13 protein-coding genes are annotated in these 16,581 nt (G+C 41.1%); 6 read left to right on the forward strand and 7 right to left on the reverse strand.

What is annotated here, in order from left to right; genetic code table 11:
- Nucleotides 1-840 precede the first annotated feature (840 nt).
- Together IM676_RS15120 and IM676_RS15125 are read left to right on the forward strand one after the other, a co-directional pair.
- On the forward strand, nucleotides 841-1,464 hold the full coding sequence (locus IM676_RS15120; RefSeq protein WP_200987653.1) for a GNAT family N-acetyltransferase: 624 nt from the start codon (nucleotides 841-843) through the stop codon (nucleotides 1,462-1,464).
- Nucleotides 1,465-2,020: 556 nt separating this feature from the next.
- Nucleotides 2,021-2,542: a hypothetical protein gene (locus tag IM676_RS15125; protein WP_200990058.1), complete on the forward strand. Its 522-nt coding sequence runs from the start codon at nucleotides 2,021-2,023 to the stop codon at nucleotides 2,540-2,542.
- Between the two features lie 132 nt (nucleotides 2,543-2,674).
- Here the strand turns inward: IM676_RS15125 and IM676_RS15130 are convergent, their stop codons facing one another.
- On the reverse strand, nucleotides 2,675-3,823 hold the full coding sequence (locus tag IM676_RS15130; RefSeq protein WP_200990057.1) for a histidinol-phosphate transaminase: 1,149 nt from the start codon (nucleotides 3,821-3,823) through the stop codon (nucleotides 2,675-2,677).
- A gap of 47 nt (nucleotides 3,824-3,870) precedes the next feature.
- On the reverse strand, nucleotides 3,871-4,509 hold the full coding sequence (locus IM676_RS15135; RefSeq protein WP_200987654.1) for a YqiA/YcfP family alpha/beta fold hydrolase: 639 nt from the start codon (nucleotides 4,507-4,509) through the stop codon (nucleotides 3,871-3,873).
- Between the two features lie 130 nt (nucleotides 4,510-4,639).
- On the opposite strand from IM676_RS15135, the gene IM676_RS15140 reads away from it, so the two are divergent.
- Nucleotides 4,640-4,840, forward strand: a complete 201-nt coding sequence (locus tag IM676_RS15140; protein ID WP_200990056.1) for a hypothetical protein — start codon at nucleotides 4,640-4,642, stop codon at nucleotides 4,838-4,840.
- Between the two features lie 64 nt (nucleotides 4,841-4,904).
- Here the strand turns inward: IM676_RS15140 and IM676_RS15145 are convergent, their stop codons facing one another.
- The 3 genes from IM676_RS15145 to pap all read right to left on the reverse strand — a co-directional run bounded on the left by IM676_RS15145 (nucleotide 4,905) and on the right by pap (nucleotide 8,441).
- Nucleotides 4,905-5,132 (reverse strand): hypothetical protein, encoded by a 228-nt coding sequence (locus IM676_RS15145; RefSeq protein WP_200987655.1) that lies wholly within the window; start codon nucleotides 5,130-5,132, stop codon nucleotides 4,905-4,907.
- A 278-nt stretch (nucleotides 5,133-5,410) separates the two neighbouring features.
- Nucleotides 5,411-6,379 carry a methyltransferase gene (locus IM676_RS15150; RefSeq protein WP_200987656.1) on the reverse strand — a complete coding sequence of 323 codons (969 nt, stop codon included), beginning with the start codon at nucleotides 6,377-6,379 and terminating at the stop codon, nucleotides 5,411-5,413.
- Nucleotides 6,380-6,929: 550 nt separating this feature from the next.
- Nucleotides 6,930-8,441 (reverse strand): polyphosphate:AMP phosphotransferase, encoded by a 1,512-nt coding sequence (gene pap, locus IM676_RS15155; protein WP_200987657.1) that lies wholly within the window; start codon nucleotides 8,439-8,441, stop codon nucleotides 6,930-6,932.
- Between the two features lie 218 nt (nucleotides 8,442-8,659).
- Between pap and IM676_RS19900 the strand changes: the two genes are divergently transcribed.
- Nucleotides 8,660-9,439, forward strand: a complete 780-nt coding sequence (locus tag IM676_RS19900) for a GUN4 domain-containing protein (protein WP_225880380.1) — start codon at nucleotides 8,660-8,662, stop codon at nucleotides 9,437-9,439.
- A 164-nt stretch (nucleotides 9,440-9,603) separates the two neighbouring features.
- Here the strand turns inward: IM676_RS19900 and mnmG are convergent, their stop codons facing one another.
- Both mnmG and IM676_RS15170 read right to left on the reverse strand, forming a co-directional pair.
- On the reverse strand, nucleotides 9,604-11,526 hold the full coding sequence (gene mnmG / locus IM676_RS15165) for a tRNA uridine-5-carboxymethylaminomethyl(34) synthesis enzyme MnmG (protein ID WP_200987658.1): 1,923 nt from the start codon (nucleotides 11,524-11,526) through the stop codon (nucleotides 9,604-9,606).
- 310 nt (nucleotides 11,527-11,836) lie between these two features.
- A complete protein-coding gene (locus IM676_RS15170) occupies nucleotides 11,837-12,517 on the reverse strand; it encodes a hypothetical protein (protein ID WP_200987659.1) in 681 nt (226 codons plus the stop codon).
- A gap of 160 nt (nucleotides 12,518-12,677) precedes the next feature.
- Between IM676_RS15170 and IM676_RS20065 the strand changes: the two genes are divergently transcribed.
- Together IM676_RS20065 and IM676_RS15175 are read left to right on the forward strand one after the other, a co-directional pair.
- The gene (locus tag IM676_RS20065) at nucleotides 12,678-12,800 is read left to right on the forward strand and encodes a hypothetical protein (RefSeq protein ID WP_263973143.1); all 123 of its coding nucleotides are present in this window, start codon (nucleotides 12,678-12,680) and stop codon (nucleotides 12,798-12,800) included.
- Between the two features lie 391 nt (nucleotides 12,801-13,191).
- On the forward strand, nucleotides 13,192-16,200 hold the full coding sequence (locus IM676_RS15175; RefSeq protein ID WP_200987660.1) for a type ISP restriction/modification enzyme: 3,009 nt from the start codon (nucleotides 13,192-13,194) through the stop codon (nucleotides 16,198-16,200).
- The last annotated feature ends 381 nt before the right edge of the window (nucleotides 16,201-16,581 follow it).

Here is a 16,581-nt window from a genome sequence, read left to right on the forward strand (position 1 = left end):
GTAAGAGATGTGTAGAGAGCAATTTTAGATTAACTATTTATTCAAAGACTTATCGCCAAAGGTTTAATTGATACTTTGAGATTTTTTTTAATTACCCGTGGTATGTAATCACCAAATCGTAATTTCATATTGTCTCCATTACCTCTACCCAAAGCAGTACCTCCCTGGGTCGATCGCATATCATTTATTTTATTGAAAAAATGGCTTTAAAACCCCGTTGTTCTACGACGGCTTTTCTTGATTCTTAGAGGTTGTTTGTCAAGTCATGATTAGTGTATCAACTATTGCTTGACCCCACCCTAACCCTCCCCTTGTAAGGGGAGGGGACTGGATTTTATTGTTTTTTGTGCGGTCGGTGAGCGAAGTCGATAGCGTAGCGTGGCGTAAGCCATACTTCAAGATCGGTGAGTATGTCAAGAATACCCTGACTGGAAGTGACCAGAGGGAGGGTCAAGAAATACTCTGAAACTGACCTAAGATGACAAACCGAAAAATATAATTTTGTGTCACCCTTGCACCATTTCTATGATCAAAAACATCCCGTTACCAAAATTGTTACCAGTGATCTGCCACTTTGGCATTACTTTATGATGTTACTTAGTTAAGCTCCTCACACTACACCAAAAGCCGTACGACATCATGTCGTATGGCTTTTTATTCATATCACGTCAAGCCCCACCCCCTGGTGACTGAGGGGGGATGACTGAAATAAGCCATATTTAAGTTAGAATTTGAATGCTAAATCAGTCATTAAGGTTTATATTGAAAAATAATACAGCTTGCTGACTATTTAAGGACATTAGCAAAATTTCCTTTAATTAAATCTATACTAAACTCGCTTTGACATCCTGGTTTTTTGATCCTTACCACCAAGATACGGTTATATCTGCTGCCGAACAAGCTTCCTGGCAGTTCCAAATCCGTGTGGCGACACCTGATGATTTTACTGGTATTGCTCACATCATAGCTGAAAGCTTTCACGGACATCATGGCTTCTGGGGATGGGCTTTTCCCCTAGTACGTTTAGCTATTTATGAGGATCTCAAGCATCGCCTATCATCACCTCCACCCCATCATGTTTGTTTAGTTGCTATTGATACTACTAATGCGGACAGTCATTACTTAGTAGGAACTGTAGAATTAAGTGTGCGGTGGAGTGATTCTTGGATAAAGACGGGGAGAAATTTTCCTTATTTGTCTAATTTAGCGGTTCACCCCCAATACCGTAGACATGGTATCGCCTCAAGACTGCTGATGAAGTGTGAAAAATTCTCTCATGAGTGGGGATTTAATGACCTATACCTCCATGTCTTGGAAAATAACCATCAAGCACAGCAACTTTATTTCAAGTTGGGATATAAGCTGGATAAATCAGAATCTCATGGGAATAGATTTTTTCTCAGACGTTCCCAACAAATACTTTTACACAAACATCTGAGCCTTGACGATAAGACGGAATATTAAGTAGTATTTAATACTTTTAATTACTTAGATAATTGGTGCTATGGTGAATATAAAAGCTATTTTACCAAAAATCAAATCATGCCCATTTGCAGCACTCAAACCTGGCTGACTGTATAAAATTTTGGTAACTAACTTGAGTATAATAAATATTTATGGGTAAGTGTAAATACTCCCAAAAATCCATAGTTATATGTCATCTAAATTTGATGGCATAGATAAATAGGTACTGAGTAAATATCAAAGATAGAAGATGATGGAAAAGTATTATCATCAGACTTAGTGGCTTGTTCACACATTATAATAACTTTGTATTTGCTAATTTAGCTTTATCAAAATTTTAAGAAAAAAAGCTGTTTGGCAGCGAAAAATTTAACTGAATCTCATAGAATATGATTAACTATCTCATAATCAAATGCCAATTTTTTTCTCGTTACATCAACTAGGAGGCTTTTTAAATCAAAAAGTTTTCCTAGACTATTAAAAATCTGATTTGATTTTACCCAACCTAGGGCTGGAAGTGCATAATACTACCAAACTATCTGCAAGTTCAAGAAACATCGATAGCGAGAGTCTCCCACGCTATCAAGCTGCTATGGTATCAACCTACTACCCTGATACTATTCTCTTAGACCATCCTGTGATCACAGATGGGGCTAAGGATTCATATGGATCGGATATCCTCACACTGCTGCACAGTGGGAAGATTTTTGTTGTTAATAGTCGTAGGCGCAATGGGTTAATACTCTTTAAAGGGTATCATGCAGAATTTGCGGGGCCGGGTGCTGCTGTTGGGGGAAATTATGATCATGATTGTGAAATGGTATTACTCATAGGTAATTTGTCCTTGGTAACTCCTGAGTCTTATGAGGAGCGTCAGCAGGCTTATTTAATTAGGCGACAATGGACTCGGTTAATCAAGCAAATTACAGAAACCCCGCTTCCACAGCAGCGAGTTCAGAAAATTATCGATCAATTTGAACAATATTTTTCACCGTCAATTGTGGCTGAAATACCTGATATTGTCTTTGCGCTTTTAGTAGGGGTGTTACCAAGGACAGTAGGAATAGTACGCCGTTGAGGTAATGAATTAAATAAATACAGCACTTTTCAAGTAAATAAAGTACACACCTTAATATCATAAATCTTGTGGGGTGGGCATCGGTGCGGTGCCTACTACCCGTACCCACTCAGATCAAATGCGCTGTCAGTGTTAATATCCCAGAGTTGCTAAACTGGCTTGTATTCTCTCTAAGGTACGGGTGTTTTCCTCCGGTGAGCCGATAGTAATGCGCAGTCCTCCGCTAATTTGGCGCACAAGAGTACCGGAAGTTTTGAGTTTTTGGTGGAGAGTTGTTAATTGCTGGTTTTGATTTTCGGGGTTATTTCCTGGAAGACGGAGGAAGATAAAGTTAGCAGCACTTTTGGTTATTTGTAATCTGGGATGTTGGGATAACAGTTTTATGAGTTTGTCTCGTTCATCCAAAGTTGGGGAAATTGACTCTAGCAAAAGTTGTTTATTTTCCATAGCAGCTAATGCGCCAGCAATTGAGAAGCTAGGAAGATTATAGGGTAAGCGGACTTTTTCTAAGATAGCGATCGCCTGTGGATCACCCACACAATAACCCACACGCAGGGCTGCTAACCGAAAGGCTTTGGAGAAAGTACGTAGAATTACCCAGTTAGGATGTTGGGTTAATTCACCAACCAGGGTACTTTGGCTAAATTCAAAGTAAGCTTCATCAATGACTACCAGAATCTGCTCATTTAAACTTTTTAACCATGCCAACTCCGCCGCAGTCAAACAGTTACCGGTGGGGGAATTGGGATGTACCACAAAAACCACGCGAATGGGGGGAGTTTGAGTTTCTTCTAGGGCAGATTGGGCAGCTTTTAAGTCAATTTCAAAATTATCGGGGTTTCTCTCTACTGTCACTACCGGAATGCCCAAAGTTTTGGCTAAAATTCCATACATGGAGAAAGTGGGATGAGCGACTAAAATTGAGCCTTCTCCCCCCAGACAGGTGGCAATTAATAATGAGCGAATTAGTTCGTCTGAACCATTACCTAGAGAAATATTAGCAGCAGTAAATATAGATGGGGACAGGGAAGCAGACTCATTAACGTATTGAGCGATCGCCTGTTTGAGGCTCTCATGTCCACCGTCAGGATAACGATTTGTTTCAATTACTTGCTCATAGGTCCAAGCCAGCTTTTGTTTTAACTGTGGGGGTAAATCATAGGGGCTTTCGTTGGTATCCAGCCGATCCAACTGGGGGGCCACTCCGGCGGCGGTATCACTGCTGGGGTGAGGTTGATAAGCGGTGAATTGGGCTAAATCTGACCGGATAAAACTCAGCATAATTTTAGTAGTCATTAATAATTAGTCAGGACTTCATATTTTACACCTCAAGGGAACTGGCAGAATCGGTAAATTGCTGGCCAAATTTCTGCCATGACATTGCCTAGGGTGTGGTCGCTGTCTAGTTCTATTAATTCTACCCAAGGACGCGATCGCGCAAATTCCCGACTGGCTGTGATGGGAATCACCTCATCTTGTTGACCATGGAATATCAGGGTCGGTACAGGGCGCTGTAATATTGTTTCTTGGTACTGGGCTGCATCTATGACAAAATTATAACTCAGGGGGAGCGATCGCCCTTCCCCATAGTGGTGAATCATCAGATATTGTTCTTGTTCCCAGCGTTGTATTTCTTGATTCCCCAGTTGAGGTAACCAATGGGATAAAAACCCAAAAGCTGGTGCTAGCAAAACCAGGCGTTGTACTTGTGAATATTGCTGTGCTAGATGAGCACTGGTCAAACCGCCTAAACTAGAACCAATTAAAGTTACCGGGGTAGAATCATCAGGGAATTGGGCTGCAACTTGAGTAATCTGGCGTGTGATAGTTAATTGGGAAAAATTCCCAGCATTCAAATCGGGGATTTTCAGCTTGATGTCAATTTCTGCAAAGCGATCGCTGATATCCTGGGCTTTAGCAGATTTGGGACTGGAAGCAAAACCGTGTAGGTAGATGTAGTCATTCACAACGGTTAACTGATATGAAGGTAAACCCTCCGATAGAGGAATAAATCAATCATCATCACATTTTAGATAGAGCAATTACTAGTTGTGAATTGCTTAGAATCTGCTTATGTTAAATCTACAGGATGTAATTATGTCCGAAGAACAAAAACAAAAATCTGATCATCCAGAAACCACCCCCAGTGCTTCTGGTGGCTATCAAACCCCCATTCAAGCAGATATTCGCAAAACCGGAACTGCGGCTAAAAGTGAGGCTAAACCCACAGCTGAACCTGAAGCACCAGGAGAGGATAGTGTTGCTGGTAGTCCCAATCAAGGGACCGAATCGCGTTAACTGCTGGGAATTGTTTGATTGCAATTCCCACAGCGATCTTAAATTACAGCATTAAATTACAGCATTAAATTACAGCTGCTTGGCGTTGACAATCAAAAACCACCATAAACGCGGTATTAGGTGTTGTTTGGCTCAAGTGCTGCATATAACCCTCTGCATCCGAACGACTGCGAAAGCGAGCCACAATTTCCCGTTGTGTATCAGGGAGTAAACGCGCGATCGCCCAAGAATTGAGACGTGCTTTGTAGCCAGTTGCTGGGGTTGCTGCTTTTTCTTCAGTATTGTGTGGCATAATTTATTTTAACTGCGTGAATTGTTCTCAGAGCTATTGACTGATATTGTGCCAGGGGTGAGCCAATATATTTTTTTTATGTTCTGCCACCTTATTACTCTATTATTTCCAGATTGTCAAGGGTATGAGATGCCTTTTGGACTTAATTAGGCATAATTCTATTTTATACACGGTTACCAAGATAAAATACTGTCGGGGGTATTTCTTGTATCCATTCCTATGAACCCCCGACAGTCAAAGTAAATATGAGAATCTGCTACCATCTAAATACTAAATCTTTATTTACACCCTTCAATCACACAAATATCCTCAGCAGTGCGGATAATCTCAGTTAATTTCAAACCCGCTTGAGCAAATAATTGGTGAAATTCACTTTCGGTTCTTTCTTTTCCTCCGGGACACATCACCAACATATTTAAATCTAACATTTTGGCTGCTCCTGGAATATTACCAGGTTGAACAATCATCTCTAATACCAAGATTTTACTATGCTCATCCATAGCATCTCTACAGTTTTTAAGAATTGTTAATGCTCTTTCATCATCCCAGTCATGTAGAATGTGTTTTAAAAGATAGGCATCTCCTCCCGGTGGCACCGATGTAAAAAAATCGCCACTGACCATTTGACAACGTTCAACAACACCATGTTTTGCCAAAGTAGGTTCAGCATGGGAAATGACATATTCTTCATCAAACAGAATACCTTGCAGATGGGGGTACTTTTGTAAAAATGTTCCCAACATTTCCCCATATCCTCCCCCTATATCAACTAGGGTTTTAAATTGGGAAAAATCATATACATCTAATATGGCTTTTTCTTCCACAAAAGAGAAAGAGTTCATGCACTGCTCAAATATCTCTGCATCTTGGGGATGGGATTTAAAGTAATCAAATACTCCCATACCAAAAGAATGATCAAATGCTGGTTTTCCTGTTTTGACACTATACAGGAAATTTCCCCAAGCTTGATAATGAGGTGCGTCCCCCAACATCACAGCTGTAGCTTGGAGTGATTGGGGATGATCACTACACAAATATTCTGCTAAGGGCGTGAGGATAAATTGTTCAGGCTCTGTTTCCTGGAAAATACCGATACTGGCTAAAGCCCTCATCATGCGGTACAATGAGCCAGGATTACTATCAGTATTTTCCGCGAGTTGTTGACAGGATTGAGAACCTGGTTTCAGGAGATCCGCAATCCCCAATTTGGCCGCCGTGTAGTTGACTTCTCCCCTGGATAGAATCACAGGGGATTCTAAACTGATGTTGCTACGCGGTCTGAAGACACGCTACGCAAAGTTTACGATTTTATTTATTTAAAAATTTGAATAAATAATATCGTTGTGGCACAGTCAAAATGCCCTACCCACCTCGGCTAAAAATAAATCTAGCTGTGTGGCTACTTAAGGAAAACATCTTTTGGGTTTTTCACCATATTTGTGGATGCTTTTTTATCCTAACTAATCAGAAATGCCTTGTCAATAAGTTTTTTGTAGTCAGGATACGACAGGGTAAATCCTGTTGAGTCGCTTTTCATCCCCTCGCTAAAGCGCAGGGGTTCTCACGCTCCCACTATATTTTGATAGCTTGAGATACCCAATAACCGGAAATCATTTGTGATAATTGGGTATGGGGAGAAAATTGAGGTATCACAACTTCACTCATCAATTTACCTAAATTGTTTCAGTGGATTTCCGGATCATATCATGGAAGATTAACCAAACATAATAAAATCTGAGGTAAAAAATAGTAATGGCTTTTATACCGGTATAGGCGAAATCATCAGGGTGCTAGATGTTAGCTATTGCTGTGGTGACGGCGCTTTAATTCTGTCTCAATAGCTTGGACTACAGTTTCAATCACCTTGACGCGGGCGTAATATTTGTCATTAGCAGCGACAATTGTCCAAGGAGCCTTGGGGGTGCTGGTGCGGTGAATGGCTTGATTGACTGCTACATAGTAATCATTCCACTTTTGCCGATTCCGCCAGTCTTCATCAGTAAGCTTGTACTGCTTAAAAGAGTCATTTTTGCGAGATGTAAACCGCTGAAGTTGTTCTTCTGGGCTAATGTGTAGCCAAAACTTAACTAAAACATAGCCAGCAGTGGTTAACTGAGCCTCAAACTCATTAATTTCCCGGTAGGCTCTGCGCCACTCGATTTCCGAAGCAAAACCTTCTACCCGCTCCACTAATACCCGACCATACCAAGAACGGTCAAAAATGCCAATTATTCCAGATGTGGGTAATCGTCGCCAAAATCGCCAGAGGTAATGATGAACTTTTTCCTCATCTGTAGGCGCTGCGAAGGGATGAACAAAGTAACTGCGCGGATCGAGAATATCTGTGAGGCGTTTAATTGCGCCCCCTTTACCTGCTGCATCCCAACCTTCAAATATTACCAGTACAGGAATTTGATGTTTATAAATGCTTAATTGCAACTTGCGTAGTTTTACCTGCTCTTGGAGTAATTGTTCTTCGTATTCTGGTTCTGAAAGACTTAAGCTTAAATCGACTTGTGTGAGTAAGTCTAACTCCGTCGGTTCTAACTGGATTTGTGGTGGTAAAGTGGGGGTGGGAAGCTGAATTTTTAGCCGATCCAATGCAGATGTTAAAGTTGCAGCTAGCTGGGTAAGTACTTTCACTTGCGCCCACCGCTCAGAGTCTGCTTCTACCAGAGTCCAAGGAGCAAAACCCGTACTAGTTTGTACTAGCATCTCTTCTGCATAGCTGGTGTAAAGGTCATAGTGTTTTTCCTGCTTCCAGTCTTCTTTGCGGACACGCCAAGCAGTTAATTCATCTTGGGCGTATTCTTTTAAACGACTTTTCAATTCTTTACGGCTCAGATGTAACCAGAATTTAGCGATCGCCGTCCCATCATCCACCATTTGGCGCTCAAAGGCGTTAATTTGTCCCATCAGGGTGGGTACTGTGGGAACTTGATTAATTCCGACCCGCTCTAACAGACGTTCTTCGAGAACATGAGTATACCAACTGTGATAGAAAAAGCTGATTTTACCTTGAGCGGGTATTTTTTCCCAAAATCGCCAGAGGAAGGGATATTTACGTTCTTCTGGAGTGGGTGGCCAGATAGGATATACATGAAATCCCCGTGGGTCCATATAGGAAACCATTTGCTTTACCAGTCTACCCTTACCAGAAGCAGCCCACCCCTCCAAGACCACAATTACAGGTAACTTTTTATCCCTACAGGCATTTTGCAGTTCTCGCATTTGATACATCAGCCTGTCAATTTCTGACTTGTAGGTGGCTTTATTTAAAGAAACTGTTAAATCTAGTGTATCTAGCATAGCATTGTTTTATCTATGTATTAGCATATTATGGCATACAATTAAAACTCCCTCCCCTGCTGAGATGAGAGGGGTGGGGTGTAAATAAAATTTCACCCTCTACAATCATAGGGGACTGAAAAGATCAAAAAATTCCCCAACCATAGATAAAAATTACCTTGTTCTTTTCACCCCAAAAAAGTTGATAATATTGCCAGATGTAAGTCCCAATATTCACTATGAACAATCAGCAAAAACCCGGAGAATATGATGCTGTCCTTGGTGGTCACAGTCCCAGTCCTGAGTTTGCAGTAGTTTTAGGTGGTCTTGAAGGGGTGATATTCCGGTATAGTGACCCTAACCCCCAGGTGAGAATTGCTGCACTTGCACAAGCTTTAAATTATAGTCAACCAGGTTTAGATATATTAATTCAGGCTTTAAATGACCAGTCCCCACAAGTACAAAATGCTGCTTATTCCTTATTGCAGTCTCGCACAGAAGCCAAGGTAAAACAAGCCGTGAGTATATTTGAAGATGGACCATTAAAGTCAGCTATCGGGGTGGACTATAAGAATCTGCGTGACTTACTTCTACAAAAAAGGTGGAGAGACGCAGATGATGAAACCAGACGGTTAATGTTAGGGGTGGCGAACCGGGAAAAAGAAGGTTGGTTAAACCATGAGAGTATTGATAATTTTCCCTGTGAAGACTTGGGTATGATAGACCAATTATGGGTGAAATACAGTCATGGACGCTTTGGTTTTTCTGTGCAGAAACGCATTTATCAAAGCATTTATCAAAGTTTGGGAGGAAAGAAACAATGGGATTATGATGTTTGGAGAGCCTTCGGGGAAAAAATAGGATGGAGGAAAGGGGGAAGTTGGTTATACTACATTGATATTATTTTTGACCTCACAGCAGTAGAAGGCCATCTTCCAGTTTACGAGTGTTGGTTTGGCGAGAAAGAACTGGTTTGGGGGGTAAATTTCTTTTCTCACGTTGGTACTTGTCAACTGTGAACCCACGGATGTTGATCGCCAGTCCGACTAATTGCTGATACTCAACTGTGGAAACCATCACAGCCCCTGAAAGGTTGCTGATCATGGGGTGATGGTTCCGCCAGCCTAGCTAGTAATATAATCAGACTAATGTCACTTACTAATTGTCCTAGAATCTGCCGTAATTAAGCCGAAGCGGTCAACTCTGACTGAGTTTTAGTTTTACGTAACTCCAAGTATATTAACAAAGCGTTAATATCTGCGGGATTTACCCCCCCAGTCCGTGCTGCTTGACCGATAGTTAGGGGTTTAACACGGGTGAGTTTTTCCCGCGCTTCTTTAGAAAGGGTATCAATTGTGTTATAATCTAAGTCTGCGGGTAGCTGGCGGTTAGCCTGACGGGTAATCTGTTCAATTTGATGTTGTTGTCTAGCCAGATAACCAGAATACTTGATGTCAATCTCTGCGCCTTCTTTTTCCCCTTGGTTGAGGGTGGGGTTTCCCAGTCCGTAACGTTCCAGGTCAATGTAATGGAATCCTGGACGACGGAGTAAATCAGCTAGGGTGATAGAACCTTTAATAGCTTGTTGGGATGCAGAGGCGATCGCCTGACCGATGGGGTCATGTTCCTTAATTCTGGTATTATATAAACGGTCTTTTTCTTGATTAATCTGCGTTTGTTTACTGGTGAACAACTCCCAACGGCGATCGTCAACTAAGCCAATTTCCCTTCCTAAAGGTGTTAAACGTTGGTCAGCATTATCAGACCGCAACAATAACCGATACTCAGAGCGACTAGTGAGCATCCGGTAAGGTTCCCGTAAATCTTTAGTACACAAATCATCAAGCAAAGTACCAAGATAACTATGTTCACGGGGGAAAACAATCATCTGTTTACCCTGAACCAACCGCGCCGCATTAATACCCGCTACAATTCCTTGGGCTGCGGCCTCTTCATAACCCGTAGTACCGTTAATTTGTCCCGCGCAGAATAAACCATTAATTTTCTTAGTCATCAGTGTAGGATAACACTGGGTGGCGGGTAAATAGTCATACTCCACCGCATAAGCCGGACGCAACATCGTACAACTTTCCAACCCCGGCAGAGTGCGTAACATTTGCAACTGCAGATTTTCCGGTAACCCCGTAGAAAACCCTTGAATATATAACTCTGGGATATCCCGTCCTTCCGGTTCAATAAAGATTTGGTGGCTCTCCTTATCAGCAAAGCGGACTATTTTATCTTCAATACTGGGACAGTAGCGAGGTCCCTTAGCTTCCACCCAACCACCATAAACTGGTGATAAATGTAAATTTTCCCGAATTAACCGATGAGTATCTGCATTCGTCCGGGTAATGTAACAGGGAACCTGTTCCCGTTCCACCCACACATCCGGGTCAAAACTAAACCAGCGTACCTCCTCATCTCCTGGTTGGATAGTCATCTTAGTGTAGTCCACCGATCGCCTATCTACCCGTGCGGGCGTACCCGTTTTCAGCCTACCGGTCTCAAAACCCAAGCGGTTGAGAGTTTGGGTCAAACCCTCAGCCGCAAACTCGCCAGCTCGTCCAGCGGCCATAGACTTATTACCTACCCAGATTTTACCACCCAAAAACGTCCCAGTAGTCAAGATCACCGCTTGACATTGAAACCCCACACCAAAATAAGTTTCAACCCCAACCACCTCATCATTAGTACCCAAAACCAAATCAGTAACCATCCCCTCCCGGATAGTCAGATTTTCTTGGTTTTCCACAACACCCTTCATCACCGCCGCATATTCCCGCTTATCACTTTGAGCGCGTAAAGCCCATACCGCCGGACCCCGTGAAGAATTGAGGATGCGCTTTTGTAAATAGGTGCGGTCCGCAACCTTGCCAATTTCCCCCCCTAAAGCATCCACCTCATGGGTCAACTGCGACTTAGCCGGGCCACCCACCGCCGGGTTACAAGGTTGCCAAGCTATTTTATCTAAATTGAGTGTCAGTAGCAAAGTCCGACAGCCCAGACGAGCCGCTGCAAGAGCCGCTTCACAACCGGAGTGACCCGCACCCACCACAATAACATCAAAAGCGTCTTGGAATTCAACGGAATTGTGCATGGTCATACTTACACAGATTAGCAGGTTAAGAGTTACTACAACCGATTGTAACCCAACCACAACACCCTCAAACACAAATCAAAAACAAACCTCTGCGTACCTTTGCGTTGAACAACAGGGGAGCCGGGGGTTAGAAACCCCCGTCTAATAGCTAAAGTCAGATAAATCTGACTAGAAGATCATGTATTTAATTATCTTAACAGAATGTGTCGCCATTCTCTATACTCCCCTCCCTTTACAAGGGGATGGGGTGGGGGTGGGGTCAAACCTCATCGGACGATCTACGCAGGGCGATCGCCCCGTCTCAAAACTCTTATTACCACTTCCGGGGTTGAAAATCCGGCTCATTTAAAATCACCACATCATCACCGCACAGACCCAAAACAAATAAACCTTGACCATAAGCATAATCACGTACCTCATTAGTAACCACCATCCCCGCCACTGCACCCATAGCTTGTACATCTGTATACCGTGGCATGAGGCGCTTAAACTTTTCTAACCCTTGTAAATGCTTATCTACATCGGCTTGATTGGGTTTACTTTTTACCTCAATTAACACCGCTTCGGTATCATTTACCACTAATAAATCAATTTCTAAACCTTCACCCCCGCGCTGTGTAGATAACTCTGGGTAAAGTTCATAGACATCAATACCCCGCTGTTGAAACAACGCTACTACAGCAGGGCGTATTTGCCATTCTACAAACTCATCTAGGTGATTACCTAATTTATCCAGTTGTTGACTTACCTGTTTAATCTGCTTATCAGTTGCTTGAGCTTGCTGTTTAAGAAACCGCTCAGTTTCTTGAAAACGGTGTTCTGTTTCTTGAGATCGTTCTTTTAATAAGCGCTCAGTTTCTTGAAAACGGTGTTCTGTTTCTTGAGATTGTTCTTTTAATAACCGCTCTGTTTCTTGAAAGCGTCGCTCTGTTTCCTTTTGAGCTACAATCAACTCACTTAATAAGCGCCAAACATCATCAGGTGTGTAAGTCATGGTTGATTCAAGAGGGCATAGCAACATTATAATACCTTAACCAGAATGCCACTTAGAAGGGTTGAAAAGTTCCCTTTGATGCTACACAGGAACCGGGGGTTATAAACCCCCGTCTAATAGCTCAAGTCAGATAAATCTGATATTTGATTATCTTGAAAAAATGCGAAGCGCTCCTGCAAGGCGATCGCCATTCTCTATACCCCCTCCCTTTGTAAGGCTATCCATTACCCGGATCTTTCTTAACATTCGTGAGAGCGATCGCTCGCAAACCCCCAAACCTTAATCCTCCGTTGATGATTCTCAATAAAATAAGGGTTTTATCAAGAATAATAAGGTACATTTTGTCAAGAGTACGGAAATTTTCAAGCGTTGAAACCGTTGCCACATAAATGTTTCAAGATTGTTAAGAAAGATGTGAGTAATGAATAGCTTTGTAAGGGGAGGGGTTGGGGGTGGGGTCAAACCTGATAAAAACACCTACGTAGGGCGATCGCCCTTCTATCTCGATACTTATGAGGCGGTTTTATCTCTACCCTAGGGTAGATGACAAACTTACAGCTATTCTAACTTAAAGTTATTTACACTTGTATAAATTTTAATAAACTGTCTGCTAAATTACTAACAGCGATCGCCTATATTTAAATTTCTGCCCTTGTATATCCCTGATTTTCCCCATGTCCAGACTTTTGATTAGTCAGTACCAAGCAGAAGTAGCCAAAATTATCCAGTTTGGCGGTTCCCGTAAAGAAACTTCTATTCGCGTGGCTTTTCAAAACCTCTTGAATGAATATTGCAAACCCAGGGACTTTCTACTAATTCCCGAATTGGATTTTAAATTACCTAATGGTAAACTAGTTTATCCCGATGGCACCGTTAAAGATGCCTTGCGTTTAGATTGGGGTTACTGGGAAAGTAAAGACCAATATGATAACTTAGATGAAGAAATAGACAAAAAGTTAAATAAAGGTTATCCTAGTAGTAATATTCTCTTTGAAGATTCCCAAACTGCGGTTTTAATTCAAAACGCCACAGAAACCCAGCGGGTATCGATGAAAGATGCTGAAGCTCTAGATGCACTCATTACCAACTTTATTAATTATGTCAGACCGGAAGTTAGAGATTTTCGGTCAGCTATAGATAGTTTTAGGCAAGATTTACCCACTATCTTAGATTATCTCAGAGATTTGATTGATAGTCAAGGGGAAACTAACAGTAATTTTCAAACAGCAAGGAATAAGTTTTGGTCAATCTGTCAGGAGTCCATTAACCCGGAAATCAGTTTAATTGATATTCGGGAAATGATGATTCAGCACATCCTCACAGAGGATATTTTTCTCAATATTTTTAACGAATCTCAGTTTCACACAGAAAACAATGTCGCACGGGAGTTACAAGGGGTAATTGCTACCTTCTTTACTGGAAGTGTGAAGCGTAATGCTTTAGGGAGTATTGAAAGGTATTATGCAGTCATTCGGCGCACTGCGGCTAATATTGCTAATCATCAAGAAAAACAAAGATTTCTGAAATCTTTGTATGAGAACTTTTATAAAGCTTATAACCCCAAAGCAGCGGACAGGTTAGGAATCGTCTATACTCCTAACGAGATTGTCCGGTTTATGATTGAAAGCACCGACTTTTTAGTACATAAACATTTTGGAAAGTTGTTAGCTGATAGGGATGTAGAGATTTTAGACCCCGCGACGGGTACGGGAACCTTTGTAACTGAGTTGATTGATTATTTACCTGCTCATTGCTTAGAGTACAAGTATAAGCATGAGATCCACTGTAATGAGGTGGCGATTTTACCTTATTATATTGCGAATTTGAATATTGAGTACACCTATAAGCAGAAGATGGGGGTGTATGAGGAGTTTGAGAATATCTGTTTTGTGGATACTTTAGATAATACCCTGTTTGTGGGTAAGCAGATGGATCTATTTGCGATGAGTGTGGAGAATACAGCGAGGATTAAAAGACAGAATGATAGAACTATTTCGGTGATTATTGGCAATCCTCCTTATAATGCTAAACAGGAGAATTTTAATGATGATAATGCTAATCGGCGTTATGAGGCCATAGATAGGTTAATTAAGGGCAGTTACGTTAAATATAGTCAAGCTCAAAATAATATTGTCCTCTATGATATGTATACCCGGTTTATTAGATGGGCTTCTGATAGGTTGGGTAATAATGGGATTATTGCTTTTGTTTCTAATAGTTCTTTTATTGATTCTATTGCTTATGACGGGTTTAGAAAAGTTGTCGCGAAAGAATTTAATGAGATTTATGTAATTGACACTAAAGGTAATGCGCGCACCAGTGGAGAAAGAAGACGTAAAGAGGGCGGTAATGTTTTTAGTGATGAAATTAGGGTAGGTATAGCTGTTTATTTTTTAATCAGGAATGAACACGCTCAAGGGTTTAAGGTTTACTATGATGCGATTGAAGATTATACAAATGCAGAGGATAAGAAAAAATATTTTAGTTCTCAGAAGTTTAAAGATTTAGGTTTTAATCATTTTAAACCAGATAGTAACGGTAACTGGATAAATCAAACTGATAATGATTTTGATAGTCTTTTACCTATGGTTGATAAGGGTGTGAAAGCAGGTAAAGGAGAAGAAGCTGTATTCAAGTTGTTTTCTTCAGGTTTGAAAACACAACGAGATGAGTGGGTTTATGATTTATCTGAAAAGGCGTTATCCCAAAAAGTCAAGTTTTTAGTCAGTATTTATCAAGCGACACGTAAAGACCCTAAATATCCCGATAGAAATGAAATTAAATGGGATAGGGAATTAACTAAATATTTAGACAACAAAATTAATAAAACTTTTGATGCTCAAGAAATTGTTAAAGGTTTATACCGTCCATATAATCAACGGTATTTCTATTTTGATAAACATTTTAATGGAATGACTTATCAATGGTTTAGTATTCATAATAGTAATAACTTAGACAATAAATATATTGCTTTTTCAGCTATTGGTTCAAGTAAATATTTTCACTGTCTTAGTTCTAATTTAATAATTGATTTACACCTAACAGGTGATTCTCAATGTCTCCCTCTATATATATACAACCAAGAAGGAAACCGCACAGATAACATCACCGACTGGGGACTAGAACAAATTCACACCCATTACCAAGACACAACAATTACTAAAATAGATATCTTCCACTACACCTATGGGGTGCTACATAACCCAGAGTACCGCCAAAAATACGAAATCAACCTACAACGGGACTTTCCCCGGTTACCTTTATATGATAACTTTCCCCAATGGGTGGACTGGGGTAAACAACTCATGGATTTACATATCAACTATGAAACTGTCACACCCTACAAACTCAGTCGGGTTGATATTCCTTTAAAGGGTAACCAAACCACACCCAAGGCGAAGTTAAAGGCTGATAAAACCAAGGGAAGTATTATCTTAGATGATGTGACTACATTACAAGGTATACCTACTATAGCATGGCAATATATGCTAGGCAATCGTTGCGCCTTGGAATGGATTTTAGATCAATATAAAGAGAAGAAACCCAAAGACCCGACTATTGCGGAAAAGTTTAATACTTACCGGTTTGCAGACTACAAAGAACAGGTAATAGATTTATTAATGCGCGTGTGTAGGGTAAGTGTGGAAACCATGAATATAGTTAATCAGATGTCTGATAGCTAGGGAGACAAAGGTTAGAAACCACCCTCTCAGAGGATGTTTGGAAAGTATTAAACAGGTAATTTTTATATTAGGGAACAGGGAACAGGGAACAGGGAGCAGGGAGCAGGAAGCAGGAAGCAGGAAGCAGGAAGCAGGGAATGGGGGACACTCCGAAACAATAAAATCCAGTCCCCTCCCCTTACAAGGGGAGGGTTAGGGTGGGGTGAAACAATAGTTGATACACTAATCATGACTTATCAAACATCCTCTCAAAGCCATCGAAAATCAACCTTTGCGTACCTTTGCGCCAACCTTTGCGCCCCTTTGCGTTTAACAACAGATATATTCGCCACACCGGGAGCGTAAGATCCCCGACTTCTCATATCATCACAGATAATCTGG

The sequence above is a fragment of the Anabaenopsis elenkinii CCIBt3563 genome (genome assembly GCF_015245355.1).
Taxonomy (GTDB): Bacteria; Cyanobacteriota; Cyanobacteriia; order Cyanobacteriales; family Nostocaceae; genus Anabaenopsis; species Anabaenopsis elenkinii.

Excerpts from the sequence above, each read along its gene's own strand:
- IM676_RS15145 (WP_200987655.1), bottom strand. The coding sequence starts at position 5,132 with ATGCCACACAATACTGAAGAAAAAGCAGCAACCCCAGCAACTGGCTAC.
- pap (WP_200987657.1), bottom strand. The coding sequence starts at position 8,441 with ATGCTAGATACACTAGATTTAACAGTTTCTTTAAATAAAGCCACCTAC.
- IM676_RS15175 (WP_200987660.1), top strand. The coding sequence starts at position 13,192 with ATGTCCAGACTTTTGATTAGTCAGTACCAAGCAGAAGTAGCCAAAATT.
- IM676_RS15140 (WP_200990056.1), top strand. The coding sequence starts at position 4,640 with ATGTCCGAAGAACAAAAACAAAAATCTGATCATCCAGAAACCACCCCC.
- IM676_RS20065 (WP_263973143.1), top strand. The coding sequence starts at position 12,678 with ATGCGAAGCGCTCCTGCAAGGCGATCGCCATTCTCTATACCCCCTCCC.
- IM676_RS15170 (WP_200987659.1), bottom strand. The coding sequence starts at position 12,517 with ATGACTTACACACCTGATGATGTTTGGCGCTTATTAAGTGAGTTGATT.
- mnmG (WP_200987658.1), bottom strand. The coding sequence starts at position 11,526 with ATGACCATGCACAATTCCGTTGAATTCCAAGACGCTTTTGATGTTATT.
- IM676_RS15130 (WP_200990057.1), bottom strand. The coding sequence starts at position 3,823 with ATGCTGAGTTTTATCCGGTCAGATTTAGCCCAATTCACCGCTTATCAA.
- IM676_RS19900 (WP_225880380.1), top strand. The coding sequence starts at position 8,660 with ATGAACAATCAGCAAAAACCCGGAGAATATGATGCTGTCCTTGGTGGT.